We start from the raw sequence: 25744 nt of genomic DNA on the forward strand, positions 1-25744 counted from the left end.
TGCCTAGTTCGACGGCGGAGTCACGGGGGCTTGGGCCGCCGGGTCCATCGCCGGATCGACGGTCCGTGTCGCCTGGGCGACGGGCTTCGGATCGTTCGACCAATCCCAGGCCTTGTTCCGGACGCGGTTGTAATTGGTGACCGGATCGTAGAGCGGACCGCCATCGAGGTTCAGGTCGCGCATCTCGGCCCGGCCCATGGCGTTGAGCAGCGCGAAGCCCGCGACATAGGCATCGCGCCGGGCGGTGACGAGCAGCACCTCGCTGTTGAGCAGTTCCTGCTCGGCATTCAGCACGTCGAGCACGTTGCGCGTGCCGACCGTGTTTTCCGCCCGGGTGCCCTCCAGCGCCAGCCGGTTGGCGGCCACCGCCTGTTCGGCCGAACCGATCGTTTCGATCGCGGCCTGATAGCTGGCGAAGGCGGATCGCGTATCGGCGATCACCAGCCGCTCCACCTCGATCACGCGCTCCAGCGCCTGGCTTTCCTGCGCCTGCGCCTGGCGGACGCGCGCGCCCACGCCGCCGCCCTGGTAAAGCGGCATGCGCGCCCGCACGCCGACGAAGCTGTCCGTCCAGGCATCCTTGGGGTTGAGCCCGGCGGCGGAGCCCGTCGCCTTGTCCAGCGTGCCGAGATAATCGGTGTAGCTGACGCCGGACACGGCATCCAATGTCGGCATGCGACCGGCCCTGGCGGTGCGGACGTCATAGCCGGCGGCCTTGGCGCTTTCCTCGCTCGCCTGCAGATTGGCGTTGTTTTCAAGCGCCACCCGCACCGAATCGTCCGGCGTCTTGGGCAGTTCCGGCAGCGGCGGCGGCGGCTCGAGCGTGCCGGGGAACACGCCGACGAGGCGACGGTAATTTTCGCGGCTGGCGGTCAGCTGCCCTTCGGCGACCGTCAGCCGGCTGCGCGCGTCCGACAGGCGCGCCTCGGACTGGGCGACGTCCGTGCGGGTGAGGTCGCCCACCTCGAAGCGGTCGCGGCTCGCCTGCAAATTGGTTTCGAGCACGCGGACCTGGTTGCGGTTCAGCTCGACGATCGAGGTGTCGCGGATCACGTCCATATAAGCGGCGACCGCCTCGCTGAAGATCGCCCCTTCCGTCGCCAGCAGGTCCGCCCGGCCGGCGAGGACGCGCGCGTCGGCCGACCGGATCGAATTCTTCACCCGCCCGCCCGCATAGAGCGAATAGCTGGCGGACGCGCCCGCCGTCACCGAACGGCCATTATCGCGAAACGCGCTCAGGCCGCGATAATTCTGGGTGAAATCGGCACTGCCGGCCACCTGCGGGCGCGCGTCCGCCTTGGCGATCGGCACGCCTTCGTCCAGCGCGCGCTGCTGGGCGCGCGCGCCGGTCATCGTCGGGTTGGTCCGATAGGTCTGGATCAGGGCGTCGCGCAGCGTATCCGCCGAAGCCGCATTCGCAACCATGGTCCCGGCGAGCGCCGCACCGCACATCAACCAGAAACGCATGAGCAACCGATCCCCCCAATCCGCTTATGTCAGAATTTGAAAACAGCCGGCTTCGCAAAGCCCGGCAAGGGCGCCGCCTCGGCATCCGCGAAGGCCACGAGGCCGAAGGCGCCACCCACCTTGCGGCCGACCGAGAGGCGGCTGACGCCGCGTTCCACGACGGCGGCGGCCAGCCGGCCTTCCTCGCCAAGCTGATCGACCAGCGCCTGCGGCAGCGTCTCGATCGCGCCGTCCACAAGGATCAGGTCATAAGGCGCGCCCTGCGCCCATCCGGCCGCCAGCGGCCCCTGCACCAGCTCGACATTCGCGGGCAGGCCGGCGGAGCGGGCAGCCGTCACCAGCGCCACATCCTCCTCCAGGGCCACGACATGCGCCACGAGGCCGGACAGCAGCGCCGCGGCATAGCCAGTGGCCGATCCGACGATCAGCGCGCGATCGGTGGCGCGCGGCTGGGCCTCGGTCAGCAGCCGCCCGGTCGCCATCGGCGAATTCAGCGAACGCCCGCCGCCCAGCGGCACCAGCGTATCGACATAGGCGACCTCGGCCCGATTTGCGGGAACGAACGCCTCCCGCGGAACGGCGCGCATCGCGTCGACCACGCGCACGTCGTTGACGGCGGTGGTGCGGAGCTGGTTCGAAACCATCGCTTCGCGCATCGATTCAAAATTCTGCTCGGTCACTTCTGCCTCGTCGCACAACTGTCTTACGCATGCAATACACTAAAGACGACAAGCGCTTCTAGCCTGCCCCTTTTGTGTCGCCAAGCGGCTTACGGCCCATGTTCGGCAGACATGCAACCATCTTCGACAAAAATTTTCCACCCGGAAGGCGCGAGGACGGGCGATCGGCGGCGGGGCGACGGGCTGGACAGGCCGGCGCCAGCCTTTATGGCCGCAGGCATGTTCGCGAGCGCCGCCGATTTCTCCGCCGCCCTTTCCGCCTTGCCGTCTCCCGATTCCGGCGCGCGATCCGCCGCCGCCGCGCGGCAGGCGCAGCTTACCAAACCGCCGGGCTCGCTGGGTCGGCTGGAAGATCTGGCGATCCTGATCGCCGGCTGGCAGGGGCGCGAGCGGCCGGAGATAGGGCGCGCGCGCGTCGCGGTCTTCGCGGGCAACCATGGCGTGGCGGCGCGCGGGGTGAGCGCGTTTCCGGCGTCCGTCACCGCGCAGATGGTGGAGAATTTCGCGCGCGGCGGGGCGGCGATCAACGCCTTGTCCGCCGCGGCCGGCGCCGAACTCGTCGTGGTGCCGATCGATCTCGACCGGCCGACCGCCGATTTCACCATGGCGGCGGCGATGACGGAGGCGGAATGCCTCGCCGCGCTGAATGCCGGCGCGGCCGTGGTGGAGGACGGGATCGACCTGCTGGCGGTGGGGGAGATGGGCATCGCCAACTCCACCGCCGCCGCCGCGCTCTGCGCCGCCAGCTTCGGTGGCGAGGCCGTGGATTGGGCCGGACCCGGCACCGGCGTCGACGCGGCCGGCCTTGCCCGGAAAGCCGCCGTGATCGATGCGGCGCTGGCGTTCCATCGCGGCGCCCCCGCCTCTCCGTTCGAGACGCTGCGCCGGCTGGGTGGACGGGAACTGTCCGCGATCGCGGGCGCGGTGGTGACCGCGCGGCTGGCGCGGGTGCCGGTGGTGATGGACGGCTTCATCGCCACCGCCGCCATCGCGCCCATCGCCGCGAGCCAGCCGGCCATCGTCGATCATGTCATCGCCGGGCATGTTTCGGCTGAGCCCGGCCACCGGCGCCTGCTCGACCGGATCGGCCTTGCCCCCCTCCTCTCGCTCGACATGCGGCTGGGGGAAGGCAGTGGCGCGGCGGTGGCGATCAACATCATCCGCTCCGCGCTCGCCGCCCATGGCGGAATGGCGACCTTCGCCGAAGCCGGGATCGGCGGCGCGTGACAGGCTTCCTGCTCCATCTGCTGCGCCACGGCGCGCCGGCCCTGCCCGGCCGGCTGCTGGGCCGCACCGACTGCGCGGCGACGCCCGAAGGCATCGCCGCCTGCCGGGAACAGGTGGAGGGGCTGCCGTTCGACCGGCTGCTCAGTTCCGATCTGGTCCGGTGCCGCGATACGGCGATGGCGATCGATCGCGGCGCGATCGTCGATCCGCGCTGGCGGGAACTGGATTTCGGGGATTGGGACGGCCTGACCACGGCGGAGATCGATCCCGCGGCGATGGCGGCATTCTGGGCGGACCCCGATCGCGATCCGCCGCCGGGGGGCGAAAGCTGGTCGGCACTGGTGGCGCGCGTGGCGGCAGCGATCGGGGCGCTCGATCCCGTCGACACGCTGGTCGTCACCCATGGCGGCGCGATGCGGGCTGCGGTTTCCTGTTTGTGCGGGTTCGACCAGCGGCAGACATGGGCGCTGGACCTTCCTTACGCGGCGCTGCTTTCGATCCGCATATGGCCGGGCGAACGGCCCCAGGGCCAGATCGTGGGGCTTTGCTGATGTTGCGCGGGCCGATCATCGCCATCCAGTTCCTGACGCGCATCCCGACACCGCAGATCCGGGATTTCGACCCTGCCGAGATGGCGGCCGCAATCCGCTGGTTTCCCGCCGTAGGCCTGCTGGTGGGCGCGATCGTGGCGGGCGCCTGGTGGCTGGGGGCACGGATCGACCCCTGGGCCGCCGGCCTCGCCGGCCTCGTCGCCTGGGTGCTGGTGACGGGCGCGCTCCACCTCGACGGGCTGGGCGACCTTGCCGACGCGCTGGGCGCAAGCCACCGCGATCCCGAACGGCTGCTGGCGGTGATGAAGGACCCGCATGTCGGCAGCTTCGGCGCGATCGCGCTGATCCTGCAATGCGCGGCGAAGCTGGTGCTGCTGGCATTGCTCGCCAGCCGGATCGGGCCGTGGCCGCTGCTGCTGGTGCCGGCGCTGGCGCGGATCGGCCCGCTCGCCTGGACCCGCTGGCTGCCCCCGCTGGGCAGCGGCCTGGCCGAGCGATTCGCCTGGGCGGTGCGCCCGGCGGACATCCTGATCTGGTCGATCGCGGCGCTGGCCGCCTTCGCCCTGTTCCCGCCGCTGGCGATGGCGCTGCCGCTGGTGGCCGGCTGGGGCCTGTGGCTGCGCTGGCGGCTGGGCGGCGCCAGCGGCGACTGCCACGGCGCGGGGATAGAGCTGGTGGAAACCGGTTTGCTCGCCGCCCTGCTGGTGGCGGCGGGATAAGGCGGCGCGAGGTCGGGCGCTGATCCCGATACCCTTCTCCAACCTCGTTACCCCTCAACCTCGTCATTCCCGCGCAGGCGGGAATCCATTGTGTCGGGAGCTATCGGCTCAATCGGGCCAGCCGCATCCATGGATTAGCTACGCTGGCGCACGGCTCCCGCCTGCGCGGGAATGACGAGAGGTTGAAGGAGAAGGACGACAGGGAGCCAGCACCGGGCCGGCTCCCCGCCCGCCTCGTCAGATGTGGATCGGCAGTCCCTGCACCGCCATCGCCGCTTCCTTGAGCGCCTCGGGGTGGGTCGGGTGCGCGTGGCAGGTGTAGGCGATATCTTCGGACGTGGCGCCGAATTCCATCGCCTGCGCCGCCTGCGCGATCATCGTGCCGGCGACCGACGCGACGATCCACACGCCGAGCACGCGATCGCTCTTGGCGTCCGCGATCACCTTCACGAAGCCGGCCGTGTCGTCGATCGTCTTGGCGCGGCTGTTGGCGAGCATCGGGAACTTGCCGACCTTCACCTCGCCGCGTTCCTTCGCCTGTTCCTCGGTGAGGCCGACGCCGGCGATTTCCGGGCTGGTGTAGACGACCGAGGGAATCACGTCATGGTTCACGATGCCGGTGAGGCCCGCGATATTCTCGGCCACGGCAATGCCTTCATCCTCGGCCTTGTGCGCGAGCATCGGGCCGGGGACGACATCGCCGATCGCCCAGATGCCGGGAACGGCGGTGGCGAAATCATGGTCGATATCGATCTGGCCGCGCTGGTTGACGACAAGCCCCGCCTTGTCGAGCGCCAGCCCGTCGGTGTTGGGGCGGCGGCCGATGGCGACCAGGACGACGTCCGCCTCGATCGTCTGCGCTTCGCCGCCCGCGGCGGGCTCCACCGTCAGCACGGCGCCGTCGCCCTTGCGCTCGACCTTGGTGACCTTGGTCGAGGTCTTGATGTCGAAGCCCTGCTTCTTGAACAGCTTGGCGGCTTCCTTGCGGACTTCGCCATCCATGCCCGGCAGGATCTGGTCGAGATATTCGACGACGGTGACCTGCGCGCCGAGGCGGCGCCACACCGATCCCAGTTCCAGGCCGATCACGCCGCCGCCGATGACGACCATGTGGCCCGGCACCTTGGCCAGTTCCAGCGCGCCGGTGGAATCGACGATCACCTCGTTATCGACCGTGACGCCCGGCAGCGGGGTGACGGACGAGCCGGTGGCGATGACGATGTTCTTCGCCCGGTAGGTCTTGCCGGCGACTTCCACCGTATCCTTGCCGGTGAAGGCGGCGCGGCCCTTCAGCCATTCCACCTTGTTCTTCTTGAACAGGAATTCGATGCCGCCGGTCAGGCCCTTCACGGCCTTCAGCCGCTGGCCGTGCATGGCATCGAGATCGAGGCTGGCGCCGTCGATCTTCACGCCGAACTTGGCGAGCGCGCCCGAATGGGCTTCCTCATAGAGGTGCGAGGAGTGGAGCAGCGCCTTGGAGGGGATGCAGCCGACGTTGAGGCAGGTGCCGCCCAGCGTTTCGCGGCTTTCCGCGCAGGCCGTCTTCAGGCCAAGCTGCGCGGCGCGGATCGCGGCGACATAGCCGCCCGGGCCGGAACCGATGACGAGAACGTCGAAATCATAATCGGACATTCGTTTTCTCCTCGTCACCCCCGCCGGAGCGGGGGTCCATATAGCCCAGAAAGGCGGCGATATGGATTCCCGCCTGCGCGGGAATGACGGTCAAAGGGGCAAGGATCAGAGGTCGATGAGGAGGCGGGTCGGATCCTCGATCGCTTCCTTGATGCGGACGAGGAAGGTGACCGCTTCGCGACCGTCGATCAGGCGGTGATCGTAGCTGAGCGCCAGATACATCATCGGGCGCGCGACGATCTGGCCGTCGCGGACGACCGGGCGTTCCTCGATGCGGTGCAGGCCCAGCACCGCCGACTGCGGCGGGTTGATGATCGGGCTGGACAGGAGCGATCCGAACACGCCGCCGTTGGAGATGGTGAAGGTGCCGCCCTTCATCTCCTCCATCTTCAGCGTGCCGTCCTTGGCGCGCCGGCCGAAATCGGCGATCGTCTTTTCGATGCCGGCGAAGCTCAGCTTGTCGGCATCGCGCACCACCGGCACGACCAGGCCCTGCGGGGCCGAGACCGCGACCGAGATATCGACATAATCGCGATAGACGATCTCATCGCCCTCGATCGAGGCGTTGACCGCCGGCACGTCGCGCGCCGCCAGCACCGCCGCCTTGGCGAAGAAGCTCATGAAGCCGAGGCGGATGCCGTGCTTCTTCTCGAACAGGTCCTTGTAGCGGTTGCGCGCATCGATAACGGCCGTCATGTCGACGTCGTTATAGGTGGTGAGCATCGCGGCGGTGTTCTGCGCGTCCTTGAGGCGGGCGGCGACCGTCTTGCGCAGGCGCGTCATGCGCACGCGCTCTTCCTTGCGCTCGCCGGAAACGGCGAAGCTGGCGGCCGGGGCCGAGACGGCGGGCGCGGGCGTCGCAGCGGCGGGCGCCGCCGCCGGCTTCTGCGTCTTGGCGGCGAGAAGCACGTCGTCCTTCGTCAGGCGGCCGTCCTTGCCCGTTCCCTTGATCTTCGAGGGATCGAGCCCGTATTCCAGCACGACGCGGCGAACGGCGGGCGACAGCGTCTTGGGATCGCCGTCATCCTCCTCGACCGGCGCGGAGGCCGGCTCCGCCGGGGCGGCGGCCTCGGCCTGGCCCACGGCGTTGCGATCGGCCACGGCCGGGGTGGCCGCGGTCGAGGCGGCGGCGCCTTCGTTGATGATCGCGATCACGGCATCGACGAGGACGGTATCGCCCTCGGCCACCACCTGCTCGCCCATCACGCCATCGACCGGCGAATTGACTTCCACCGCAACCTTATCGGTTTCGAGGCTGGCGATCGGCTCATCGGCCTTCACCGCCTCGCCCGGCGCCTTCAGCCACTGGCCGAGCGTCGCTTCGGTGATGGATTCGCCCAGCGTGGGCACCTTGACTTCGGTCGCCATGTCTCAGTTCGCCTTCACTTCATGGCCAAGCGCTTCCGCAACGAGCGCCGCCTGCTGTTCCACATGCTTGCGTGCGAGGCCGGTGGCCGTCGCCGCGGATGCCTTGCGGCCCGCATAGATCGCGCGGGCCGGGCCGACGCCCGCTTCCTTCAGACACTCCTCCAGGATCGGTTCGACGAAGAACCATGCCCCGTTATTCTTGGGTTCTTCCTGGGCCCACACCACCGTTTCGAGATTGGGCATCCGCGCCAGCCGCTTGACGAGCGCCTCGGCCGGGAACGGATAGATCTGCTCGATCCGGATGATCGTGGTGTTCTTGTCGCCCGCGGCGTCGCGCGCCTCGGCGAGGTCGTAGAAGACCTTGCCCGAGCAGAGCACGACGCGCTTCACATCCTGGTCCGCCGGTGCGTTCGGATCGGAAAGGATGCGCTTGAAGTGGCTGTCGCCCATGAACTCGTCGATCGTCGACACCGCCGCCTTGTGGCGGAGCAGCGACTTCGGCGTCATGATGATCAGCGGCTTGCGGAAATTGCGGTGCATCTGCCGGCGCAGCACGTGGAAGTAATTGGCCGGCGTCGTGATGTTGCACACCTGCATATTATCTTCCGCGCAAAGCTGCAGATAGCGTTCCAGGCGGGCGGAACTGTGCTCCGGCCCCTGCCCTTCATAGCCGTGCGGCAGCAGCATGACGAGGCCGTTGGCGCGCAGCCACTTCGCCTCGCCCGCGGCGATGAACTGGTCGATCATCACCTGCGCGCCATTGGCGAAATCGCCGAACTGCGCTTCCCACAGCACCAGCGTGTTGGGTGCGGTGGAGGCATAGCCATATTCGAAGCCGAGCACGCCGAACTCGCTGAGCGGGCTGTCCAGCACCTGGAAGCGGCGGTCGAGCGTGGAGAGCGGGACATATTTGTGCCCGTCCTTCTGGTCCGTCCAGGCCGCATGGCGCTGGCTGAAGGTGCCGCGGCCCGAATCCTGGCCCGACAGGCGGACCGGATAGCCTTCCACCAGCAGCGAACCGAAGGCCAGCGCCTCGCCGGTCGCCCAGTCGAAGCCTTCGCCCGTCTCGAACATCGCCTTCTTGGCATCGAGGATGCGGTTCAACGTCTTGTGGATGTTGAAGCCTTCCGGGACGGTCGTCAGCACGCCGGCCACCCGGTCCAGCGTCTCGCGGCTGATGCCGGTATTGGCGGCGCGGCGCTCGGTGATCGCCTCGCGCGGGGCCGCGAAGCCGCTCCAGTCGCCCTCGAACCAGTCCGCCTTGTTGACGCGGAAGCCCTTGGCGGCATCGAACTCGCCCTCGAGCATCTTGACGAATTCCTCGACCTGGCTGTCGAGCCAGGCCTGATCGATCACGCCTTCCGCCTTCAGCCGGGCGGCGTAGAGCTCGGACACCGGCGGATGCTTGCGGATCGCATCATACATCAGCGGCTGGGTGAAGCCGGGCTCGTCGCTCTCATTGTGGCCGAAGCGGCGATAGCACCACATGTCGATCACCACGTCGCGCTTGAAGGCGACGCGGAATTCGGTGGCCAGCTTGCAGGCGAAGGTGACGGCTTCGGGATCGTCGCCGTTCACATGGATGATCGGCGCCTGCACCATCTTCGCGATATCCGACGGATAGGGCGAGGAGCGCGCGAATTGCGGGCTGGTGGTGAAGCCGACCTGGTTGTTGATGACGAAATGGATCGTGCCGCCGGTATTATAGCCGGCGAGGCCCGAAAAGCCGAAGCATTCCATGATGATGCCCTGGCCCGCAAAGGCCGCGTCGCCATGGAGCAGGATCGGCACCACCTTGCCGCGCTCGAGATCGTCGAGCTTGGTCTGCTTGGCGCGCGCCTTGCCCAGCACCACGGGATCGACCGCCTCGAGGTGCGAGGGGTTGGGCGCGAGGCTCAGGTGGACGAGATTGCCGTCGAACTCGCGGTCGGTGGAGGTGCCGAGGTGATATTTCACGTCGCCCGATCCGCCGACATCCTCCGGATTGGCGGAACCGCCGGCGAATTCGCTGAAGATGGCGCGATAGGGCTTTTCCATCACGTTCGCGAGGACGTTCAGGCGGCCGCGATGGGCCATGCCGATCACCACCTCGCGCACGCCGCCGGCGCCGCTATATTTGATGACGCTTTCCAGCGCCGGCACCATGGATTCGCCGCCGTCGAGGCCGAAGCGCTTGGTGCCGACATATTTGCGGCCCAGGAACTTCTCCCACTGCTCGGCGTGGATCACCTTGGAAAGGATGGCCTTCTTGCCCAGCTCGGTGAACTGGATCTCCTTGTCGCGGCCTTCCATCCGCTCCTGCAGGAAGCGGCGCTCCTCAATGTCGGAGATGTGCATATATTCGAGGCCGACATGGCCGCAATAATTGCGCTGGAGGATCGCCACGACCTCGCGGATCGTGCCGCGCTCCAGCCCCAGCGTGCCGCCGAGGTAGATCGGACGATCGAGGTCCGCGCCGAAGAAGCCGTGGAATTCCGGCGTCAGATCGGCGGGCAGATCGCGCTTGGAAAGGCCCAGCGGATCGAGATCGGCGCCCAGATGGCCGCGCACCCGATAGGAGCGGATCAGCATCACCGCGCGGATCGAGTCGGAGGCGGCGGCAACGATATCCTCGGACGAGATGGACGGCTTGGCCGGGGCGGATGCGGCCGGAACGGGGGCGCCGCCCTTGGCGGGCTTGGGCGGCAGGGCCGACTGGGTGGGGTCGAGGCCGGCGGTCAGCGCATCGGTATCGGTGGGGGGCCAGTTCGATCGCGCCCAGGAGGGGGAAGAAACCGTCGCCGCCAAGCCTTCGAAATATGTCCGCCAGCTCGGTTCGACCGATGCCGGATCGGCCTCGAAGCGCCGGTACAGCGCCTCCACGAAGGAAGGACTAACTCCCTCCAACTCGTCGAAACCCAGACCCTCGATACCCATTTTGCCGTCCTTGCGCGGATGCCGCGCCTTGGTTTGCACGCACCGGCGCCGAACGCACCGGCCAGTGGCTTTTACACGATGCCGGCAGCGGATGCGCCGACTTGTTCACAGTATTTAGGACGGAAAGCAGTCCCGCCAAACCGCTTCCCGCCCCACTTTATTGTCCAGCACCTTTCGCCTCCCTTTCCCACGGGGAGGCGGAAGATCGCCCGCTTCAGCCCTTCAGGACCTCCACCAGCGTCGTGCCCAGCTCCGACGGGCTGGCCGCGACGCGGATGCCCGCCGCTTCCATCGCCGCGATCTTGTCCTCGGCGCCGCCCTGGCCGCCGGAGACGATCGCGCCGGCATGGCCCATGCGGCGGCCCGGAGGCGCCGTGCGGCCGGCGATGAAGCCGACCATCGGCTTCTTGCGGCCCTTCTTAGCCTCATCCCGCAGGAATTGCGCGGCTTCTTCCTCGGCCGAACCGCCAATTTCCCCGATCATGATGATCGATTTCGTCGCTTCATCGGCCAGGAACAGCTCGAGCACGTCGATGAAGTTGGTGCCGTTCACCGGATCGCCGCCGATACCGACAGCGGTGGTCTGGCCGAGGCCGGCGTTGGAGGTCTGGAACACGGCTTCATAGGTAAGCGTGCCGGAGCGCGAGACAACACCCACCGAACCCTGGCGGAAGATCGAGCCGGGCATGATGCCGATCTTGCATTCGTTCGGGGTGAGAACGCCGGGGCAGTTCGGGCCGATCAGGCGCGACTTGGAACCCTGGAGCGCACGCTTCACGCGCACCATGTCCAGCACCGGAATGCCCTCGGTGATGCAGACGATCAGCGGCACTTCCGCGTCGATCGCCTCCAGGATCGAATCCGCGGCGAAGGGCGGCGGAACGTAGATCACGCTGGCATCGGCGCCGGTGGCGGCGACGGCTTCGTGAACCGTGTCATAATTGGGCAGGCCGAGATGGGTGGTGCCGCCCTTGCCGGGGGTGACGCCCGCCACCATCTGCGTGCCATAGGCCAGCGCCTGTTCCGTATGGAAGCTGCCGGTGTTGCCGGTCATCCCCTGGGTGATGACCTTGGTGTTCTTGTTGACGAGAATCGACATCGGTTTTGTTCGCCCTTTGCTGGGGAAGCGGAAAGATTAAGCGAGGCTCGGATCGATGCCCTTGCAGGCGACCAGCAGTTCCTTGACCGCATCGACGGAGACCTGGAGGTTGGCCTTCGCCTCGTCATCGAGCTTGATCTCGACGATCTGCTCGACGCCGCCGGCGCCGATCACCACCGGCACGCCGACATAGAGGCCGTCCACGCCGTACTTGCCTTCAACATAGGCGGCGCAGGGCAGCAGGCGCTTCTGATCGTTCAGATAGGCTTCGGCCATCGCGATGCCGCTGGTGGCCGGCGCATAATAAGCCGATCCGGTCTTGAGCAGGCCGACGATCTCGCCGCCGCCCGAGCGGGTGCGCTGCACGATCGCGTCGATGCGCTCCTTGGTGGAACGCCCCTGCTCGATCAGGTCGGGGATCGGGATGCCCGCGACGGTGGAATATTCGACCACCGGCACCATGGTGTCGCCATGGCCGCCGAGCACGAAGCTGTTCACATCGCGGACGGAGACCTGGAATTCCTCGGCAAGGAAGTGGCTGAAGCGCGCCGAATCGAGCACGCCGGCCATGCCGACCACCTTGTTGTGCGGCAGGCCGGAGAATTCGCGCAGCGCCCACACCATCGCGTCCAGCGGGTTGGTGATGCAGATCACAAACGCATCCGGCGCATTGGCCTTGATGCCCTCGCCCACGGCCTTCATGACCTTGAGGTTGATGCCCAGCAGGTCATCGCGGCTCATGCCCGGCTTGCGGGCGACGCCGGCGGTGACGATGATGACATCCGCGCCCGCGATATCGGCATAGTCGTTCGTGCCGGTGATCTTCGCGTCGAAACCCTCGATGGGACCGCACTGGCTGAGATCGAGCGCCTTGCCCTGGGGAACGCCCTCGACGACGTCGAACAGGACGATGTCGCCCAGTTCCTTGATCGCCGCGAGATGAGCGAGCGTGCCGCCGATATTGCCTGCGCCGATAAGCGCGATCTTCTTCCTGGACATGCGCGTGCCTTCAAGGGTTCGAGTTGGCTTAGGAAGGCGGCCGCGGCGAGCGTCCGCCCGTGAAACGGCGTCCGCTTAGACCCATGGGACGCACGGGGCAACCGCCCGCGGCGCCATTCGGGACAGTTTTTGTTGCGGCTGCTGCCATCACCGCTTTCCATTGATGTCGTCCGGCCCGATCCGGGACCATATCAGGGTGATGGGAAACGATGGCATATCGATCGTTTCCACCCTTGGCATCAAGGCGACGCTTCACGCGCCCTTGAGGACAAGAAATGTCCTTGGCCGGCTGGGCCGCCATGTCCCGCCTTTCCCTTCAGGGTGGCGGGAAAGGATGACAGGGGCGCCTCAGGCGTCGATCGCTTCCTCGTCGAACTGGGCGGCATTGGCCTGGATGAAGGCGAAGCGGTGCTCGGGATTCTTGCCCATCAGCCGGTCGACCAGATCGCGCACGCTCTGCCGCTCTTCATATTCCTGCGGCAGGACGACGCGGATCAGGCTGCGCTTCGCCGGGTCCATCGTCGTTTCGCGAAGCTGCTGGGGGTTCATCTCGCCCAGGCCCTTGAAGCGGCTGACCTCGACCTTCTTGCCCTTGAACTCGGTCGCCTCCAGCTCGGCGCGGTGCGCATCGTCGCGGGCGTAGGCGCTCTTGGCGCCGGCCACGATCCGGTAGAGCGGCGGCTGGGCGAGATAGAGATGCCCGCGCCGCACGACTTCCGGCATTTCCTGGAAGAAGAAGGTCATCAGCAGCGTGGCGATATGGGCGCCGTCGACGTCGGCGTCGCTCATCACGACGATGCGCTCGTAGCGCAGCAGATCGGGATTGCACTTGTCGCGCACGCCGCAGCCCAGCGCCTGGATGAGATCGGCGATTTCCTGATTGGCGAGGATCTTGGCCGACGAGGCCGAGGCCACGTTCAATATCTTGCCCCGGATCGGCAGGATCGCCTGCGTCTTGCGATCGCGCGCCTGCTTGGCCGATCCGCCGGCCGAATCGCCTTCGACGATGAACAATTCGGTGCCGGCGGGATCGTCGTTCGCGCAATCGGTGAGCTTGCCCGGCAGGCGCAGCTTGCGCCCGGCCGTCGCCGTCTTGCGCTTGACCTCGCGTTCGGCCTTGCGGCGCAGGCGTTCGTCCATCCGGTCCAGCACGAAGGCGAGCAGCGCCTTGCCGCGCTCCATATTGTCCGCGAGGAAATGATCGAAATGGTCGCGGATCGCCTTCTCCACGAGGCCGGCGGCCTCGGGGCTGGTCAGCCGGTCCTTCGTCTGGCTCTGGAACTGCGGATCGCGGATGAAGACGGAGAGCATCAGCTCCGATCCGGTCATCACGTCGTCGGCCGTCAGGTCCTTCGCCTTCTTCTGGCCGACCAGCTCGGCGAAGGCGCGCATCCCCTTCACCAGCCCGGCGCGCAGGCCGTTTTCATGGGTGCCGCCATCGGGCGTGGGAATGGTGTTGCAATAATAGGAATAGCTGCCTTCGGACCAGAGCGGCCAGGCGACCGCCCATTCCACCGATCCTTGCGCGTTCGGGAAATCCTGCTTGCCCGAAAAGAAATTCGCGGTCGCGCACTCGCGGCCGGCGATCTGTTCCTGCAAGTGATCGGCCAGCCCGCCGGGGAACTGGAAGACGGCCTCGGCCGGCGTATCGTCCCCGATCAGCGAGGGATCGCAGCGCCAGCGTATCTCGACCCCGGCATAGAGATAGGCCTTGGACCGGGCGAGCCGATAGAGCCGGCCGGGCCGGAAATGGGCGGCCGGGCCGAATATCTCCGGGTCCGGCGTGAAGGACACGCTGGTGCCGCGCCGGTTGGGGGCGGCGCCCACGGTTTCCAGCTTCGAGGTTGGATGCCCCTTGGAGAAGGTCTGGCGGAAAAGCTCCCGATTGCGGGCGACCTCGATCACCGTATCCACCGACAGCGCGTTGACGACGCTGACGCCCACGCCGTGCAGGCCGCCCGAGGTGGCATAGGCCTTGTCGCTGAACTTGCCGCCGGAATGGAGCGTGGTGAGGATCACCTCCAGCGCCGACTTGCCCGGAAATTTCGGATGCGGATCGACCGGGATGCCCCGGCCGTTATCGGCGATGGTGATGCGGTTGCCGGCCGCCAGCGTCACCTCGATCCGCGTCGCATGGCCCGCGACGGCCTCGTCCATCGCATTGTCCAGCACCTCGGCGGCGAGGTGATGGAAGGCGCGCTCGTCCGTGCCGCCGATATACATGCCGGGGCGACGGCGAACCGGCTCCAGCCCTTCCAGCACCTCGATCGCCGAGGCATCGTAATTTCCGGAGCTGGTGGAGGGAGTGGAAGCGAAGAGATCGTCAGCCATGGCGGAACGTATAGGGGGTGGATTCGCCGGCCGCCAGCCCCCCGCGCATGGCGGGGAGCGACACCACCCCCTTATGCCTCACTTCTTCCCCAGCGCCGTCAGGGCCGCCGTCACCATCGCTTCGGTGGCGGTGGAGATGGTGATGTCGGGATCGGGCGCCCAGAAGGGGCTGTGGATCGAGGGGAGCTTGGTCACGTCGCCGCCGGCCTTGTCCCAGCTCGCCTTCGATACGCCGCCCACCCAGAAGAGCAGCGACTGGATGTTATCCTTATCCGCCAGGTAGAACTGGCTGAAATCCTCGCCACCCATCTGCGCGCGGAGCAGGCGGACGCGATCCTTGCCGAAACGATCGGCGAAGGCGGTGGTGATGGTGTTGGTGAGCGGCTGGGTGTTGAAGGTGGCGGGCGTGATGCCGTCCTTCAGCGCCATCACCGGCATGCGATCCTCCGGCATGCCGGCGGCGATCGCCTCGCCTTTGGCGATGCGGATGATGCCGTCCAGCAGGGCCTTGCGCACTTCCGGCGTGTAGCTGCGGACCGTGAGCTGCAGCTTCACCTCATCCGGGATGATGTTGTGCTTGGTGCCGCCGATGAAGCTGCCGACCGTGACCACGCCGGATTCCAGCGGATCGATCTCCCGCGAGACCAGCGTCTGCAGCGCGGTGACGATGCGGGCGGCCAGCACGATCGGGTCCTTGGCAAGCTGGGGATAGGCGCCGTGGCCGCCGATGCCCTTCACCGTCAGGTCGACGGTATCGACATTGGCCATCGTATAGCCGTCGGCATAGCCGATCACGCCGGCCGGCAGCGCGGCCGAATCATGGAAGGCGATGACGGTGGAGGGCTTGGGAAAGCGGGTATAGAGCCCGTCGTCCAGCATCGCCTTGGCGCCGGAGCCGATCTCCTCCGCCGGCTGGCCGACCATCACGAGCGTACCGGACCACCGATCCTTCATCGTCGCCATCCGCCGGGCGGTGGCGATCCAGGCCGTCATGTGCGTATCGTGGCCGCAGGCGTGCATCACCCCGGTTTCGGCGCCCTCGCGGGTGAGCGCCTTCACCTTGCTGGCATAGGGCACGCCCGTCTGCTCGACGAGGGGAAGCGCGTCCATATCGGCGCGGAGCAGCACGACCGGGCCGGGGCCGTTCTTCATCACCGCGACGACGCCCGTCTTGCCGACGCCGGTCGTCACCTCGAAGCCGGCCTTCTTCGCCTCGGCCGCGAGCTTCGCCGCGCTCTTCACCTCCTGGAAGCTCAGTTCCGGATTGGCGTGCAGATCGCGATAGATGGTGAGCAGCGACGGCATGTCCGCGCGCACCGCATCGGACAGCGTGTCGGCCGCCGCGGGGGTGGAAAGAAGGCCGATCAGGGCCAGGGCGGGCAGCGCTTTCTTCATGGCGACTCCGAAAATTCAGTATCCGGCGGTTTTTCTGGCAGGAAGGTTATCCGAGGGAAAGGGATTCAATCTTGCGCCACAGTCGGTTATGGCCGCCCGGACCGTAGCGGAGGACGCCCGTGACCGACAGTGAAGCCCTTGCCCGCATCGCCGCCGCGCTGGAACGGATCGCGCCGCCGCCGCCGCCCGATGGCGATCCCGCCGCGCATCCGGCCTATGTGTGGCACATGGGGGCGCTGCAGCCGACCCGCGCGTTCCGGCCGATCGCGCTCGACCTGCTGACCGGGATCGACCCACAGAAGACCGCGCTGATCGAGAACAGCCGCCGGCTGGCGCACGGCCATGCCGCGCACGACGTGCTGCTGTGGGGATCGCGCGGGGCGGGCAAATCCGCGCTGGTGAAGGCGAGCGTCGGCACCCTCCAGCAGGAAGGGCTGGATATCGCGCTGATCGAGGTCGCGGGCGACGCGATCGGCACGCTGCCGCGCCTGTTCGCCCGCATCGCGGACGTGCCGCGCGCCTATGTGCTGTTCATCGACGATCTGGGCTTCGAGGAAGGGAGCGACGCGCCCCGCATCCTGCGATCGCTGCTGGAAGGCGGCGCGGAGGCGCGGCCGGCCAATGCGCGGCTCTACGTCACCTCCAACCGCCGCCACATCGTCCACCGCGACATGCGGGAGCAGGACAGCCCGATCAACCCGCGCGACGTGGTGGACGATCGCATGGCGCTGGCCGACCGCTTCGGCCTCAGCCTGGGTTTCCACGTGTGCGATCAGGATACCTATGTCGCGATGGTTTCAGGCTATGCGGCGAAGCTGGGCCTGACGTTCGAACCGCAGGACGCCATCGCCTGGGCGACGCAGCGCGGCGGCCGATCGGGCCGCATCGCCTGGCAATATGTGGTGGAGCTGGCCGGTCGGGCGGGGAAATCGGTTTAAGGCCGCCAGCGTCACCCTCGCCGGAACCGCGCCACGAAGAAGCCGTCCGCCCCGCCCTGCTCCGCCAGCGCGCCGGGCAGCACGCGGACGCGGCCCGCGCCGCCCGGCACGATGCCTTCGGGCAGTTCCTCGGGCCGGATCGGATCGCGGGCGAAGCCCTGTTCGGCCGCGAAGCCATCGGCCACCATCTCGCCTTCGGCGGGTTCCAGCGAGCAGACGGCATAGATCAGCGTGCCGCCCGGCTTCACCCAGCCGGCCGCCTGGCGGAGCATCGCCGCCTGCTGTTCGGCGAAACCGGCGATGGCGCGATCGGTGGCGCGGTGGAGCACATCGGGATGGCGGCGGAAGATGCCGGTGGCCGAGCAGGGCGCATCGAGCAGCACCGCATCGAAAACCGGGCGCGGCTCCTCCGCCATCACGTCCGCCTGCCGGACCTCGGCGGCAAGGCCGGTGCGGGCGAGATTTTCGCGGAGCCGTTCCAGCCGGGGCGCGGACAGGTCCGTCGCCGTCACCTGCCAGCCGGCGGCGGCGAGCTGCATCGTCTTGCCGCCGGGCGCGGCGCAGAGATCGAGCGCGCTGTGCCCCTCCCCCGCGCCCGCCACCCGCGCGGGCAGCGAGGCGGCGATATCCTGCACCCACCATTGTCCATCCGCGAAGCCCGGCAGATCGGCGATCGCGCCGCCACGAGCCAGGCGGACATGGCCGGGGGTGAGGCTGACGCCGCCCAGCCGTTCCGTCCATTCGGCGGTGGCGGCGGGATCGCGGAGCGTGAGATCGACCGGCGGCGGCGCGGCGATCGCAGCGCGGGCGGCATCGACCATGTCCTGCTTCCAGGCCTTGCGCCAGCGCTTCTCCACCGGACGCGGGAGCGCGGGCTGACCCGGCAGCGTGGCGCCGGCCCGCATCGCCGCGCCGAACACGCCATGGACCAGCCGGCGCGGGCCGCCATCCATCAGCGGCAGCACGGTGGCGATGGCGGCATGGGGCGGCGTGCCGAGCGCCAGCGCCTGGGCGAGCGCGATGCGCAGCGCGAAGCGGGCCTTGGCATCGTGGGGAAGCTTCTTGGCCGTGTGGGAATCGATCAGGGCATCGAGATCGGGCAGGCGGCGCAGCACTTCCGCCGCGATGGCGCGGGCGAAGGCGCGATCGTCCGCGCGGTCGATGCCCGCCGTGGCATTGCCCAGCGCCGCTTCCAGCGGCAGGCCCTGCCGCAGCACGGCATCGAGCAGGCGCATCGCGGCGCGGCGCGCGGCGACGCCGGCGGGTTCGTTATCGCTCAAATCATATTCCCATCGGTCGTTTCCGCGCGGCCATAGAGCATTTCCAGGCCGGGCGGAAATCGCGCGCCAGGCGGATCAGCGGCGCCCGTTGGGATCGAGCGCGCTGGCGCGGCGGCGCGAAGCGGGCACCGAGGCGACGCGCGGCGCGGCCGGCCGCTGGCGGGGCAGATCGCCCATTTCCGCCGCGATCGCATCCAGCCGGGCGATGCGGTTGCCGGTATCCGGGTGGGTGGAGAAGAGATTGTCCCCGCCCCTGCCCGACAGCGCCGGCACGATATAGAGCTGGGCGGCCGCCGGGTTGCGGTCCACCACGGGATTGGGGATGCGGGCCGCGCCCCTGGCCAGCTTGGCGAGCGCGGAGGCCAGCGCGCGCGGCTTGCCGGAAATCTCGGCCCCGCCCCGGTCCGCGCCATATTCGCGGGTGCGGCTGATCGCCATCTGGACGATCATGGCCGCAAAGGGCGCCATGATGACGGCGGCGAGCGTGACGAGCATGTTCGGCCGGTTTTCGCCATGGCCGCCGAAGAACAGGCCGAAATTCGCGATCATCGAGATCGCGCCGGCGATCGTGGCCGTCATCGTCATGATCAGGGTATCGCGGTTGCGCACATGGGCCAGCTCATGCGCCATCACCCCTTCGATCTCGTCGCGATCGAGGATGGCGAGCAGGCCCGTCGTCGCCGCGACGGCGGCATTTTCCGGGTTCCGGCCGGTGGCGAAGGCGTTGGGGTGCGGCGAATCGATGATGTAGACCTTCGGCATCGGCAGGCCGGCGCGCCGCGCGAGGCCCTGCACCAGCCCGACGAATTCGGGGCAGTTGCCGGCGTTCACTTCGCGCGCATCGTGCATGCGCAGCACGATCTTGTCCGCATTCCAGAAGGTGAAGAGGTTCATGCCCCCCGCCACCAGAAGGGCGATGATCGCCCCGCCCGAACCGCCGATCGCATAACCCAGGCCCATGAACAGCGCGGTCATCGCCGCGAGCAGCATGGTCGTCTTCATACCGTTCATCTTGCGCTTCTACCTCCAGAGCGCAATGTGGGGCGCAGCCCCGCAATCTTCAATCGGAACCAACGCCATGTCCGGCAAGCGCCCGCCCCATGTGAAGCCGCCCGCTCATCTTTCGCCCAGCCCGCCCGTGCCGGAGCCGGCCGAATATGTGCCCGACCCGGAGGAGGCGGAGGCGCGCGGCCACGATCCCGTCCGCTACGGCGACTGGGAAAGCAAAGGCATAGCGGTGGATTTCTAGGGACCTCCAGGGGGACGCGCGGCGGTTCGGGGGTAGGGGCCGCCGCGCGTCCGGGAGGGGGAGCCGCCCTAGGGGTCGGAAACGCGGCTCCGGAAGCGTGCAGGCATCTTATGACTCGGCGATGTTACAGGGCCATTGCATCCGCGAGGCCCGATCAGTCGAGCCCGGCATAGCGCGCATTGTCGACCAGCCCGATCTGGTCGATCCGCGCCCGCTTGATCGCGGCCAGCGTCTGATCGACGACGCCGTAGGGCGCCTCCCCATCGGCGCGGACATGGAGGATGGGTCCGGCCGGATCGGCGCGGTGGCCCGCCAGCCGCGCGGGCAAGGCCGCGACCGCCACCGGCGCCCCATCCCAGGAAAGCGCGCCCGAAGCCGCGATATCCAGGCGATGCACCGGCGGCGGCGCGGCATCCCGCCGCCCGTCGCCCGGCAGATCGATCGCGACCTTGTGCGTCACCACGGGCACCGTGAGGATCATCATGATGAGGAGGACGAGCAGCACGTCGATCAGCGGCGTGGTGTTCATCTCCACCATCGGGCGGGGATCGGTGAAGGGAATCGGACGATAGCGGGAACGGGCCATGGCATCCTCCTTTTCTGGAGGATACAGGATATCATAACCAGTCGCCGAGGAAAGCCTATTCCGGCAGCGTAACGGGCATGGCGCGATGTGCGCGGAGCATATCGGCGACATAGACGGCAAGCCCCGCCCAGATCAGCCCGAAGGTGATGATGTGGACCGTCGTCAGCGGCTCCCCGAACAGCAATATGCCCTGGAAGAAGACCAGCGTGGGCGTGAGATACTGGATCAGCCCCATCGCCGTGTAGCGCATCCGCCGCGCCGCCGCCGCGAACAGCAGCAAGGGCGTGGTGGTGAGCAGGCCGCCGGCGATCAGCAGCAGATCGGTATCGCGATCCACGCCGAAGGCGCCCTCCCCCGTATGCGCGCACCACATGAGCCAGCCGAGCGCGACCGGCGCGAGCAGGGTCGTCTCCACGGCGAGGCCGCCCAGCGCATCGATCGCCACCACCTTGCGGACAAGGCCGTAGAGCCCGAAGGTGAACGCGAGGGCGAGCGATATCCACACCGCCCCGCCCTGCGCCGCTGCCATGACGATGACGCCCGCGCCCGCCAGCCCCACCGCCAGCCACTGCACCCGCCGCAGCCTTTCCTTGAGGAAGATCATGCCGAGCGCGACATTGACCAGCGGGTTGATGAAATAGCCTAGGCTCGCCTCCAGCACATGTTCGTGCAGGATCGCCCAGGTGTAGAACAGCCAGTTGAGCGCGATCAGCGTGGCGCTGACCATCAACAGGCCGAAAGTGCCGCGCGTGCGCAGCGCCGCGCGGATGCCCTTCAGCCGGCCGAAGGCGAGGACGATGATCGCGACCAGCACGAAGGACCAGACGGTGCGGTGCGCGACGATCTGCACCGGCGGCACATGCATGATCTGTTTCAGGTAGAGCGGCAGCAGCCCCCAGATCAGATAGGCCGATAAGGCCAGGAGCACGCCGCTGCGGGCTTCATCCTGGGATGCGGAGGGAGATTGCCGGCTCATGATCGCGGCCCTTCGGCCGTCCCATGGCCGCCGTCAACCCGATATGATTTCAATCAGATGATGCCGCCGCCCAGGAACAGGCGCAGGCAGCCGATCGCGATCACGACGAGGTTGAGCGTCTGCCCTTCCTTCGATCGGGACAGCAGGCCGACGATCAGCCCCACCACCGCCACGGGCAGGATCAGCCAGTTGGCCCAGCCCAGAAAGGGAATGAAGGCGAAGATCGCGAGGACCGCCGCGATGACGCCGATAAACAGGGAGATGACGTTCAGCATGGCAGGATGATCGCCTTCTCCGCTCCGCGATGCAAGCGGAAACTGTATTGCCCATATAATACACATGCGATAAGGGAAACCGACCGGAAAACTGGGGAGAAGAAAATGCGTCGCACCACCCTGCCGATCGGCCTTGCCGTAGCGGTTTCAGGCCTGTTGCTGCTCACCGCCTGCGAGGTGAAGGTGGGCAAGGACGACAAGGCCGACGCCGGCAACGGGGCGGCGGCTTCCTCGGCCGACAATGGCGGGCAGGTGTCGCTCGACATACCGGGCTTCAGCGCCAAGGTGGACGTGCCGGCGACCAGCCTCGGCAGCGACGACATGGATATAGACGGCCTGCGCCTCTATCCCGGCACCAGGGTGACGGGCGTGGACGTGAAGGCCGCGGGCGATGCGAGCGCGAACAGCGTGCGCATCAGCTACGCCAGCGCCGACGCGCCGGACAAGCTGAAGGCCTATTATGAGGCGGCGGCCAAGGACAAGGGCTTCACGTCCGCGGCTTCCACCCGCGAAGGCGCGGCCGACGTGCTGAACCTGACCAACGCCAAGGGCAAGAAGGTGCGGATCGCCATCGAGCCGGCGGGCACGGGCAGCAAGGGCGCGCTGACGATCCTGGATTGAAAGGCGGCCAGATGACCGGATCGACCAAGAACAGGCCCCACCCCGCGATCCTGGCGCTGGCTCTGGCCGCCGCCCTGTCCGGTTGCGGCAAGAGCGGCACGGCCGGCAAGGACAGTGCGGGGGGGGATGCGAGCTACCAGCTCAGCGAGAGCAACGGGCAGAGCACGCTGACCGTGCGTTCGGACAAGGGCACGGCCCGGATCGTGAGCGGCACCGGCGACGCGGCCCTGCCGGCCGGCCTTTCGCTCTATCCCGGCGCCACCGTGACCAGCAGCACCCGGATCACCGGCGAAGCGGCCGCCAGGAGCACGATATTGAGCTTCGACACGCCGGACATGCCGGCGCAGGTGATCGCTTATTACAAGGCCGGCGCCCGGAAAGCGGGCTATGCCGTCGATGCCGAGGTGAAGGCCGGCACGATGGAGATGCTGAACGGCAAGCACGGCAAGGAGGGCGGCTTCACCCTCACCGCCAATCGCGAAGGCGGCAAGACGGTGGTCAGCCTGCTCGGGAGCGCCGGCGCGCAATAGCGCGTGGCCGGAGCCCCGAGCCGCTCCGCCCGCCGGTCGTCCGATCAGGCGGCGACCGGCGCCGCCTCCATCACCGCGCGGATCGCGGCCAGCGCATCGGCCGCCTTGGCGCCGTCCGGTCCGCCGCCCTGGGCCATGTCCGGCCGGCCGCCGCCGCCCTGCCCGCCCAGCGTCGCCACCGCCGCCTTGACGAGATCGACGGCGCTCACCTCGCCCTTCAGATCGTCGGTGACGCCGACGGCCACCGAGGCGCGCCCTTCGTTCACCACCACCAAAGCGGCGACGCCGGAGCCGATCCGGGCCTTCTCCTCGTCGATCAGGCCGCGCAGGCCCTTGGGGTCCAGCCCCTCGATCACCTTGCCGACGAAGGCGCGGCCGGCGATGGTTTCGGACCGGGCGGCCTGCGGCGTCACGCTTGCGCCGCCGGAAAGCGCCAGCGCCTTCTTCGCATCGGCCAGCTCGCGCTCCAGCCGCTTGCGTTCCTCGACCAGCGAGAGGACGCGGGCGGGCACGTCTTCCGGCGCGGTCTTGAGCGTGGCGGCGGCTTCCTTCAGCCGGTCCTCGCGGCCGGTGAGCCAGGCGCGGGCGGCCTCGCCGGTCAGCGCCTCGATACGGCGGACGCCCGACGAGACCGCGCTTTCCGACACGATCTTGAAGAGCGCGATATCGCCCAGCGCGGCGACATGGGTGCCACCGCACAGCTCGACCGAATAGCTCGCGCCATCGGCCGCGCCCATCGAAAGCACGCGCACCTCATCGCCATATTTCTCGCCGAACAGCGCCATCGCGCCGGCCGCGATCGCATCGTCCGGCGTCATCAGCCGGGTCATGACGTCGCCATTCTCGCGGATGTGACGGTTCACCTCGGCCTCGACCTCGGCGATCTGCTGCGCGGTCAGCGCCTTGGGGTGCGAGAAATCGAAGCGGAAGCGATCGGCCGCCACCAGGCTGCCCTTCTGCGTCACATGCCCGNCCAGATGCTTGCGCAGCGCGGCGTGCAGCAGATGGGTGGCCGAATGGTTGGCGCGGACGCGGGCGCGATATTCGACATCGATGGCAAGCTGGACGGCATCGCCCACCTGCACCTCGCCGCCCTCGATCACGGCCTTGTGGGCGTGGATGCGGCCCAGCGGCTTCAGCGTGTCGGTGACGGTGGCGAAGAAGCCGCCCTCGCCCCTGATCTCGCCGACATCGCCCATCTGGCCGCCGCTTTCGCCGTAGAAAGGCGTCTGGTTGGTGACGATCATCACCTCGTCGCCGGTCTGGGCGGCCTTCACCCGCTCGCCGTCGCGGACGATGGCGATCACGCTGCCCTCGCCGACATTGCTGCTATAGCCCGTGAACTCGGTGCCGCCGGCTTCCTCGGCAATGTCGAACCAGACGTCGTCGGACGCCTTCTCGCCCGATCCCTTCCAGGCGGCGCGGGCGGCGGCCTTCTGCTCGGCCATCGCCGCATCGAAACCGGCGCGATCGACGCCGAAGCCCTGGGCGCGGAGCGCATCCTCGGTCAGATCGTAAGGGAAGCCGAACGTGTCGTAGAGCTTGAAGGCCACCGCGCCCGGCAGGGTTTCGCCCGCCTTCATCGATCCGGTCGCCTCGTCCAGCAGCCGCAGGCCGTTGGCGAGCGTCTGGCGGAAGCGGGTCTCCTCCTGCTTCAGCGTTTCCTCGATCAGCGGCTGGGCGCGGACCAGCTCGGGATAAGCGGCGCCCATCTCGGCGACCAGGGCCGGGACGAGGCGATACATCAGCGGCTCGGCAGCGCCCAGCAGATGCGCGTGGCGCATGGCGCGGCGCATGATGCGGCGGAGCACATAGCCGCGGCCCTCATTGGCCGGCAGCACACCATCCGCCACCAGGAAGCCCGAGGCGCGGAGGTGATCGGCGATCACGCGGTGCGAGGCCTTCGCCGGCCCGGCGGTGTCGGTGCGCGTCAGCTCGCCGGAAGCCGCGATCAGCGCCTTGAAGGTGTCGGTATCGTAATTGTCGTGCACGCCCTGCAGCACGGCGGCGATCCGCTCCAGCCCCATGCCGGTGTCGATCGAGGGTCGCGGCAGGTTGACCCGCTCCTCCTTCGTCACCTGCTCATATTGCATGAAGACGAGGTTCCAGATCTCGACGAAACGGTCGCCATCCTCCTCGGGGCTGCCGGGAGGGCCGCCATAGATATGGTCGCCATGATCCCAGAAGATCTCGGAACAGGGGCCGCACGGGCCGGTATCGCCCATCGCCCAGAAATTGTCCGAGGTCGGGATGCGGATGATGCGGCTTTCCGGCAGGCCGGCGATCTTGCGCCAGAGGTCATAGGCCTCGTCGTCCGTGTGATAGACGGTGACGGTCAGCCGGTTCTTGTCGAGGCCCCATTCGCGGGTGATGAGGTTCCACGCGAGCGAGATCGCGCGTTCCTTGAAATAATCGCCGAAGGAGAAATTCCCCAGCATTTCAAAGAAGGTGTGGTGCCGCGCCGTATAGCCGACATTGTCGAGATCGTTATGCTTGCCGCCGGCGCGCACGCATTTCTGCGAGGAGGTCGCCGTGGAATAGGGCCGGGTTTCGAGGCCGGTGAAGACGTTCTTGAACGGCACCATGCCCGCGTTGACGAACATCAGCGTGGGATCGTTGTGCGGCACCAGCGGCGCGGAAGGCACGATCTGATGCCCCTCGCCTCCGAAATAGTCGAGGAAGGAGCGGCGGATGTCGTTCGTCGATGTCATGCGCGCGACTTAGTGGAGCGCGCGTCTCTTCTCAAGCGGAGTCGAAGGCAAGGCGGCAGCGGCGCGGCCTGCGGCGCATGTCTCGGAATAGGTACGACCAATGGCCTGGGGCAGGCCGATCCCACTGAAAAGGCCAGATAAACGGAATATCCCATCAAGCCATATAGTTAACGCCAATATAACGGACACGTAAT

General features: G+C 67.9%; 22 protein-coding genes. 7 read left to right on the plus strand and 15 right to left on the minus strand.

What is annotated here, in order from left to right:
* Positions 1–3: 3 nt before the first annotated feature.
* Positions 4–1467: a TolC family outer membrane protein gene (locus BHE75_RS14675; protein ID WP_015457526.1), complete on the minus strand. Its 1464-nt coding sequence runs from the start codon at positions 1465–1467 to the stop codon at positions 4–6.
* A gap of 29 nt (positions 1468–1496) precedes the next feature.
* A complete protein-coding gene (locus BHE75_RS14680) occupies positions 1497–2165 on the minus strand; it encodes a protein-L-isoaspartate O-methyltransferase family protein (protein ID WP_084653236.1) in 669 nt (222 codons plus the stop codon).
* A 201-nt stretch (positions 2166–2366) separates the two neighbouring features.
* On the opposite strand from BHE75_RS14680, the gene cobT reads away from it, so the two are divergent.
* Genes cobT through cobS form a run of 3 tightly spaced genes read left to right on the plus strand, consistent with a single transcriptional unit; the run spans position 2367 to position 4644 of the window.
* Positions 2367–3374: a nicotinate-nucleotide--dimethylbenzimidazole phosphoribosyltransferase gene (cobT, locus tag BHE75_RS14685; RefSeq protein WP_070935943.1), complete on the plus strand. Its 1008-nt coding sequence runs from the start codon at positions 2367–2369 to the stop codon at positions 3372–3374.
* Positions 3371–3925 (plus strand): histidine phosphatase family protein, encoded by a 555-nt coding sequence (locus tag BHE75_RS14690; protein ID WP_070934314.1) that lies wholly within the window; start codon positions 3371–3373, stop codon positions 3923–3925. Before cobT ends, BHE75_RS14690 begins: the two co-directional genes overlap by 4 nt.
* 2 nt (positions 3926–3927) lie before the next feature.
* Complete coding sequence (gene cobS / locus BHE75_RS14695; RefSeq protein WP_070935941.1) at positions 3928–4644, plus strand: adenosylcobinamide-GDP ribazoletransferase; 717 nt, start codon at positions 3928–3930, stop codon at positions 4642–4644.
* Positions 4645–4881: 237 nt separating this feature from the next.
* On the opposite strand, the gene lpdA is transcribed toward cobS, so the two are convergent.
* The 7 genes from lpdA to BHE75_RS14730 all read right to left on the minus strand — a co-directional run bounded on the left by lpdA (position 4882) and on the right by BHE75_RS14730 (position 16384).
* Positions 4882–6276 carry a dihydrolipoyl dehydrogenase gene (gene lpdA, locus BHE75_RS14700; protein WP_070934315.1) on the minus strand — a complete coding sequence of 465 codons (1395 nt, stop codon included), beginning with the start codon at positions 6274–6276 and terminating at the stop codon, positions 4882–4884.
* 105 nt (positions 6277–6381) lie between these two features.
* The gene (odhB, locus tag BHE75_RS14705) at positions 6382–7644 is read right to left on the minus strand and encodes a 2-oxoglutarate dehydrogenase complex dihydrolipoyllysine-residue succinyltransferase (RefSeq protein WP_070934316.1); all 1263 of its coding nucleotides are present in this window, start codon (positions 7642–7644) and stop codon (positions 6382–6384) included.
* Positions 7645–7647: 3 nt separating this feature from the next.
* Complete coding sequence (locus tag BHE75_RS14710) at positions 7648–10560, minus strand: 2-oxoglutarate dehydrogenase E1 component (protein ID WP_015457533.1); 2913 nt, start codon at positions 10558–10560, stop codon at positions 7648–7650.
* Positions 10561–10774: 214 nt separating this feature from the next.
* A complete protein-coding gene (gene sucD / locus BHE75_RS14715; RefSeq protein WP_015457534.1) occupies positions 10775–11659 on the minus strand; it encodes a succinate--CoA ligase subunit alpha in 885 nt (294 codons plus the stop codon).
* A gap of 36 nt (positions 11660–11695) precedes the next feature.
* Positions 11696–12658, minus strand: a complete 963-nt coding sequence (gene mdh, locus BHE75_RS14720) for a malate dehydrogenase (protein ID WP_015457535.1) — start codon at positions 12656–12658, stop codon at positions 11696–11698.
* Positions 12659–13006: 348 nt separating this feature from the next.
* Complete coding sequence (parE, locus tag BHE75_RS14725; protein ID WP_015457536.1) at positions 13007–14989, minus strand: DNA topoisomerase IV subunit B; 1983 nt, start codon at positions 14987–14989, stop codon at positions 13007–13009.
* Positions 14990–15067: 78 nt separating this feature from the next.
* Positions 15068–16384: an amidohydrolase gene (locus BHE75_RS14730; protein ID WP_070934317.1), complete on the minus strand. Its 1317-nt coding sequence runs from the start codon at positions 16382–16384 to the stop codon at positions 15068–15070.
* Positions 16385–16503: 119 nt separating this feature from the next.
* On the opposite strand from BHE75_RS14730, the gene BHE75_RS14735 reads away from it, so the two are divergent.
* Positions 16504–17322 (plus strand): ATP-binding protein, encoded by an 819-nt coding sequence (locus tag BHE75_RS14735; RefSeq protein WP_015457538.1) that lies wholly within the window; start codon positions 16504–16506, stop codon positions 17320–17322.
* An 11-nt stretch (positions 17323–17333) separates the two neighbouring features.
* On the opposite strand, the gene BHE75_RS14740 is transcribed toward BHE75_RS14735, so the two are convergent.
* Both BHE75_RS14740 and htpX read right to left on the minus strand, forming a co-directional pair.
* Positions 17334–18602, minus strand: a complete 1269-nt coding sequence (locus BHE75_RS14740; RefSeq protein ID WP_084653238.1) for an RsmB/NOP family class I SAM-dependent RNA methyltransferase — start codon at positions 18600–18602, stop codon at positions 17334–17336.
* Between the two features lie 75 nt (positions 18603–18677).
* Positions 18678–19613: a zinc metalloprotease HtpX gene (htpX, locus tag BHE75_RS14745; RefSeq protein WP_070934318.1), complete on the minus strand. Its 936-nt coding sequence runs from the start codon at positions 19611–19613 to the stop codon at positions 18678–18680.
* A gap of 67 nt (positions 19614–19680) precedes the next feature.
* On the opposite strand from htpX, the gene BHE75_RS14750 reads away from it, so the two are divergent.
* Positions 19681–19851: a DUF1674 domain-containing protein gene (locus BHE75_RS14750; RefSeq protein WP_070934319.1), complete on the plus strand. Its 171-nt coding sequence runs from the start codon at positions 19681–19683 to the stop codon at positions 19849–19851.
* Positions 19852–20005: 154 nt separating this feature from the next.
* Here BHE75_RS14750 and BHE75_RS14755 read toward each other — a convergent pair whose 3' ends face one another.
* The 3 genes from BHE75_RS14755 to BHE75_RS14765 are packed head-to-tail and all read right to left on the minus strand — an operon-like array spanning position 20006 to position 21688.
* The gene (locus BHE75_RS14755) at positions 20006–20437 is read right to left on the minus strand and encodes an ExbD/TolR family protein (protein ID WP_070934320.1); all 432 of its coding nucleotides are present in this window, start codon (positions 20435–20437) and stop codon (positions 20006–20008) included.
* A gap of 55 nt (positions 20438–20492) precedes the next feature.
* Entirely contained in the window at positions 20493–21413 is a 921-nt protein-coding gene (gene rarD / locus BHE75_RS14760) for an EamA family transporter RarD (RefSeq protein ID WP_070934321.1), read from the minus strand.
* 53 nt (positions 21414–21466) lie between these two features.
* Positions 21467–21688, minus strand: coding sequence for a hypothetical protein (locus tag BHE75_RS14765; RefSeq protein ID WP_015457544.1), 222 nt, complete (start codon positions 21686–21688; stop codon positions 21467–21469).
* Positions 21689–21793: 105 nt separating this feature from the next.
* Between BHE75_RS14765 and BHE75_RS14770 the strand changes: the two genes are divergently transcribed.
* Positions 21794–22309 carry a hypothetical protein gene (locus BHE75_RS14770; RefSeq protein WP_070934322.1) on the plus strand — a complete coding sequence of 172 codons (516 nt, stop codon included), beginning with the start codon at positions 21794–21796 and terminating at the stop codon, positions 22307–22309.
* An 11-nt stretch (positions 22310–22320) separates the two neighbouring features.
* The gene (locus BHE75_RS14775; protein ID WP_070935948.1) at positions 22321–22839 is read left to right on the plus strand and encodes a hypothetical protein; all 519 of its coding nucleotides are present in this window, start codon (positions 22321–22323) and stop codon (positions 22837–22839) included.
* 44 nt (positions 22840–22883) lie between these two features.
* Here the strand turns inward: BHE75_RS14775 and alaS are convergent, their stop codons facing one another.
* Positions 22884–25550, minus strand: a complete 2667-nt coding sequence (alaS, locus tag BHE75_RS14780; RefSeq protein ID WP_070934323.1) for an alanine--tRNA ligase — start codon at positions 25548–25550, stop codon at positions 22884–22886.
* Between the last annotated feature and the right edge of the window lie 194 nt (positions 25551–25744).

Source organism: Edaphosphingomonas haloaromaticamans, from assembly GCF_001853345.1.
Lineage (GTDB): Bacteria > Pseudomonadota > Alphaproteobacteria > Sphingomonadales > Sphingomonadaceae > Sphingomonas_E > Sphingomonas_E fennica.

What these genes read in the sequence shown, in the direction of transcription:
- sucD (WP_015457534.1), bottom strand. Translation starts at nt 11,659, where the DNA reads ATGTCGATTCTCGTCAACAAGAACACCAAGGTCATCACCCAGGGGATG.
- BHE75_RS14770 (WP_070934322.1), top strand. Translation starts at nt 21,794, where the DNA reads ATGCGTCGCACCACCCTGCCGATCGGCCTTGCCGTAGCGGTTTCAGGC.
- mdh (WP_015457535.1), bottom strand. Translation starts at nt 12,658, where the DNA reads ATGTCCAGGAAGAAGATCGCGCTTATCGGCGCAGGCAATATCGGCGGC.
- parE (WP_015457536.1), bottom strand. Translation starts at nt 14,989, where the DNA reads ATGGCTGACGATCTCTTCGCTTCCACTCCCTCCACCAGCTCCGGAAAT.
- htpX (WP_070934318.1), bottom strand. Translation starts at nt 19,613, where the DNA reads ATGAACGGTATGAAGACGACCATGCTGCTCGCGGCGATGACCGCGCTG.
- BHE75_RS14730 (WP_070934317.1), bottom strand. Translation starts at nt 16,384, where the DNA reads ATGAAGAAAGCGCTGCCCGCCCTGGCCCTGATCGGCCTTCTTTCCACC.
- BHE75_RS14710 (WP_015457533.1), bottom strand. Translation starts at nt 10,560, where the DNA reads ATGGGTATCGAGGGTCTGGGTTTCGACGAGTTGGAGGGAGTTAGTCCT.
- odhB (WP_070934316.1), bottom strand. Translation starts at nt 7,644, where the DNA reads ATGGCGACCGAAGTCAAGGTGCCCACGCTGGGCGAATCCATCACCGAA.
- rarD (WP_070934321.1), bottom strand. Translation starts at nt 21,413, where the DNA reads ATGAGCCGGCAATCTCCCTCCGCATCCCAGGATGAAGCCCGCAGCGGC.
- BHE75_RS14750 (WP_070934319.1), top strand. Translation starts at nt 19,681, where the DNA reads ATGTCCGGCAAGCGCCCGCCCCATGTGAAGCCGCCCGCTCATCTTTCG.
- BHE75_RS14675 (WP_015457526.1), bottom strand. Translation starts at nt 1,467, where the DNA reads ATGCGTTTCTGGTTGATGTGCGGTGCGGCGCTCGCCGGGACCATGGTT.
- BHE75_RS14765 (WP_015457544.1), bottom strand. Translation starts at nt 21,688, where the DNA reads ATGCTGAACGTCATCTCCCTGTTTATCGGCGTCATCGCGGCGGTCCTC.
- lpdA (WP_070934315.1), bottom strand. Translation starts at nt 6,276, where the DNA reads ATGTCCGATTATGATTTCGACGTTCTCGTCATCGGTTCCGGCCCGGGC.
- BHE75_RS14775 (WP_070935948.1), top strand. Translation starts at nt 22,321, where the DNA reads ATGACCGGATCGACCAAGAACAGGCCCCACCCCGCGATCCTGGCGCTG.
- cobT (WP_070935943.1), top strand. Translation starts at nt 2,367, where the DNA reads ATGTTCGCGAGCGCCGCCGATTTCTCCGCCGCCCTTTCCGCCTTGCCG.
- BHE75_RS14755 (WP_070934320.1), bottom strand. Translation starts at nt 20,437, where the DNA reads ATGGCCCGTTCCCGCTATCGTCCGATTCCCTTCACCGATCCCCGCCCG.